The organism is Ruegeria sp. BHSA123 (genome assembly GCF_059613425.1).
The window spans coordinates 1-3,359 of the sequence record NZ_JBXWSL010000138.1 but is presented as its reverse complement, the minus strand read 5'-3'; the positions used below and the strand labels follow the sequence as shown (position 1 = coordinate 3,359).

Genomic DNA, 3,359 nt, shown 5'->3' with positions numbered 1-3,359 from the left:
GGTCGCCACCATCGGGGCGTTCGACCTTGATCACGTCGGCACCCATCAATGCCAGTTGGTAGCAGCAATACGGACCCGCGAGGACATTGGTCAGATCGAGAACCCGTATTCCCGCCAGCGGGTCAGTCACCTTCGGCAACCCCTTCCGCCCGGGCCTGTGCACGGCGCGCGCGGTAGCTGGGCAGGAGCACCAGAAGCGCCGCGATAACCAGCAGACCCAGCGTCATCGGGCGTTCCCAGATAAAGGCGATGCCATCGTACAACTGCATGGACCGTGAGAAGTTGTCTTCCATCATGCCGCCGAGGATGAAACCAATCAGCAGTGGTGCCAATGGGTAATCAGCGAATTTCAACGCCGTTGCGCATACCCCAAAACCTACCAGTATCAGCAGTTCGGTTGCATTGTTCTGCCCGATATAGGCCCCCATCAGAGTAAAGAACAAAATAAAGGGGATCAGATAGTTGCGCGGCACCGAGAGAACTTTGGCAATGTAGGGGATCAGCGGCAGATTCAGGATCAGAAGCACCAGATTGCCAATGAACATGGACATGATGACCGCCCAAAAGATCTGCGGCTCGTCCAGCATAAGGCGTGGGCCCGGCGTCACGTTCAGCGCAATCAATGCGCCAAGCAGGATCGCCGTCGTACCCGATCCGGGAATGCCCAGGGTCAGCAGCGGTACGAACGAGCCGGTACAGGCGGCGTTGTTTGCTGTTTCAGGCGCGGCCAGCCCTTTGATTGACCCTTTGCCGAATTCGTCCTGCTCGGCTTTTGGGGCGATGTTACGCTCGACCGCATAGCCCAGAAAACTGGCAATCGTTGCACCGGCACCCGGCAGAACGCCGATGAAAAACCCTTGGATAGACTGGCGGCCAATCACCGGAGCAATGGCTTTGGCTTCCTCCCTGCTTATGCGCAGGTCCTTGATTTCGCCTTCTTCGCCCTTAAGGTCCTTGGGTTTGAGAACAAGAAACAGAGCTTCGGGTAAGGCGAACATGGCCATTGCAAGTGTGATAAAGCCAAAACCCGACTGCAAATCCATGATGCCCATTGTGAAGCGGGGCATGTTGAACAGCGCGCCTTCGCCGACGGTTGCCATAATCAATCCAAGGATTGTCATTATGATAGCCTTGGCAACCTGACCTGTTCCCGCGAAAGCGGCAATGGCGGACAAGCCGACAACCATCAGCGCGAAATACTCGGCCGAGTGGAAAAGCAACGCAACAGAGGACAGGGCAGGAGCGAAGACCATCAACAGCAACGCACCGAACGTGCCACCTGCAAAGCTCGCAATTGCGGCAATGGTCAAGGCTTTGCCCGCTTTGCCCTGACGGGCCATCGGGTAGCCGTCAAAGCTGGACGCGACGGTACCCGCGACCCCCGGGGCATTCAGCAGAATAGAAGAGGTCGAGCCACCAAAAATGGCGCCATAATACACGCCGGCCAGCAGGATCAGCGCGGCCGACGGGTCACCCATGGAAATTGCCACCGGGATCATGATGGCGATGATCGACATCGGGCCCAGACCCGGAAGCATTCCGATGAATGTGCCGATCAGACAGCCTGCGACGACCATCAGCAGGTTTTGCAGTGAGAATGCCGTTTGCAGGCCAATCAGAAGTCCTTCAAGCATGTCAGCCTCCGAAAATGCCGGGCAAGGGGCGCATGTAAATGCCAAGGACTTCCTGAACCAGATACCAGACTGTACCGGTGGCAATCAGGGCGACGAGAAACATGAGATGCCATTTGCGTTCGCCCAATATAAATGATCCTAAGATTAGGAAGGCCGAGGTTGAGATCAGAAACCCAACAGGGCGCAGGCACAATGCGTAGACGACCATCAGAACCAGCAGCATGATCGCCTGACCAAGATGGTAATCGCCCAACCGCCGATAATCGATTTCAGGTTCGCTGGGTTCAGCCTTTTCAAAGCCCAGCAGAATGATCGTGGCCGTGATGATGCCCAAAATCGACAGCACTTTGGGAAAAGTGCTTGGCCAGATGGGATTTCTTTGCATGAAAGGAGGCAGACTACTGTCCATCGTGAACCAAGCGGCGTAGCCATATGTTAAACAAACACCCAGAAGAATGAGCGCGATCCAGCGATCCAGCGCCATGGGACCCCCTCCTTTTTTCGTCGTCAGGGATGGCAGAGCGGGTTACCGCTCTGCCCAAGTTGGATTCAGAGGAAGCCCAGCTTCTTCATCAGATCACCAATCTGTTGTTCTTGCTGCTCAAGAAATGACCGGAAATCATCGCCCGAGTTGTGGATGTTCACCCAACCGTTGCGTGCACGAACCTCTTCCCATTCCGGGGTGTCGTACATCTTTGCAATCGCGGCCTGATAGGCTGCAAGCTTGTCCTCGGGCAGGCCCGGGGCCGCGAAAAAGCCACGCCAGTTCACAAAGGTGGTGTCGATGCCCTGTTCTTTCATGGTCATCGCGTCTGGGGCGGCGTCAACACGATCTGCCGATGTAACGCCAATGATCTTGACTTCACCTGCGTTGGCCAAATCGACGGCCTCCGAAAAACCCGTAGACAGGGCTGCGATCTCACCGGACAGAAGGGCAGCCATGGCTTTGCCACCTGCATCATATGGGATGTATTTCACGCCAAGAGCATCCTTCCCAGCGGCTTCCATCACCATTGCTGCGACCAGGTGGTCCATGCCACCAGGAACTGAGCCACCGCCAATGGCCGTGTTGCCCGGGTCGGCGTCGAATGCAGCAAGTAGATCACTCATAGAGTTGATAGGGCTGTCTTTGCCGACAACAATTGCTGCGTAATCTCCAATCGTGCCCGACACCAACGTCAGGTCGCGGAAGTTGTGAGGGAACACGCCAGTCAACGAACGGATCACGATTGGCGTAGAGTTTACCATCAACGTCCCGTGGTTGCTGTCGGCGTTTTCAATCAGATAGCCGATGGCTTTGCCGCCACCACCGCCTGACATGTTTTCATAAGACGCGGTGCCCACAAGACCGGCGTTGGTAAGCGCTTCGCCGGTGCCGCGAGCGGTACCGTCCCAACCACCACCGGCGCCGCCGGGGATCAGAAAGTGGATGCTGTCCACCAGCTGGTCTTCAGCCAGAACGGGTCCTGCAAGACCTACAGCAGCAACAGCTGCGATCAGGGCGCGACGGCCCAGTTCGAAAGTTGTCATGATGTCCTCCCATTTGACAACGGGCCGCATGGCGGCTCAGATTGGGAAGAACAAAAACACACCAACCTGACATCAACCTGTCACGCGCGAGAATAGTATTAAAGCCCGATGAAATTTCTGCTTGTCGAAGACAATCTAGACCTCGCAAACGCGATCAGTTCCCGCATGAGGTTGGACGGGCATGTGGTTGATAAC

Annotated in this window: 4 protein-coding genes and 1 pseudogene; 1 reads left to right on the top strand and 4 read right to left on the bottom strand. The window is 56.1% G+C overall.

The genetic code is table 11. The features are described 5' to 3' along the window. The 4 genes from AC2FNC_RS20460 to AC2FNC_RS20445 all read right to left on the bottom strand — a co-directional run. Positions 1 to 130 (bottom strand): CoA transferase (locus AC2FNC_RS20460; RefSeq protein ID WP_496716517.1); only part of this gene is annotated, 130 nt, incomplete at its 3' end. Then, a complete protein-coding gene (locus AC2FNC_RS20455) occupies positions 123 to 1,634 on the bottom strand; it encodes a tripartite tricarboxylate transporter permease (RefSeq protein WP_480477308.1) in 1,512 nt (503 codons plus the stop codon). The genes AC2FNC_RS20455 and AC2FNC_RS20460, both read right to left, overlap by 8 nt. A 1-nt stretch (position 1,635) precedes the next feature. Continuing rightward, the gene (locus AC2FNC_RS20450; protein ID WP_480520538.1) at positions 1,636 to 2,118 is read right to left on the bottom strand and encodes a tripartite tricarboxylate transporter TctB family protein; all 483 of its coding nucleotides are present in this window, start codon (positions 2,116 to 2,118) and stop codon (positions 1,636 to 1,638) included. Positions 2,119 to 2,183: 65 nt separating this feature from the next. After that, positions 2,184 to 3,164 carry a tripartite tricarboxylate transporter substrate binding protein gene (locus tag AC2FNC_RS20445; protein ID WP_480625505.1) on the bottom strand — a complete coding sequence of 327 codons (981 nt, stop codon included), beginning with the start codon at positions 3,162 to 3,164 and terminating at the stop codon, positions 2,184 to 2,186. Positions 3,165 to 3,272: 108 nt separating this feature from the next. Here AC2FNC_RS20445 and AC2FNC_RS20440 point away from each other — a divergent pair. Then, a pseudogene (locus tag AC2FNC_RS20440) lies at positions 3,273 to 3,359 on the top strand (DNA-binding response regulator); the annotation flags it as partial.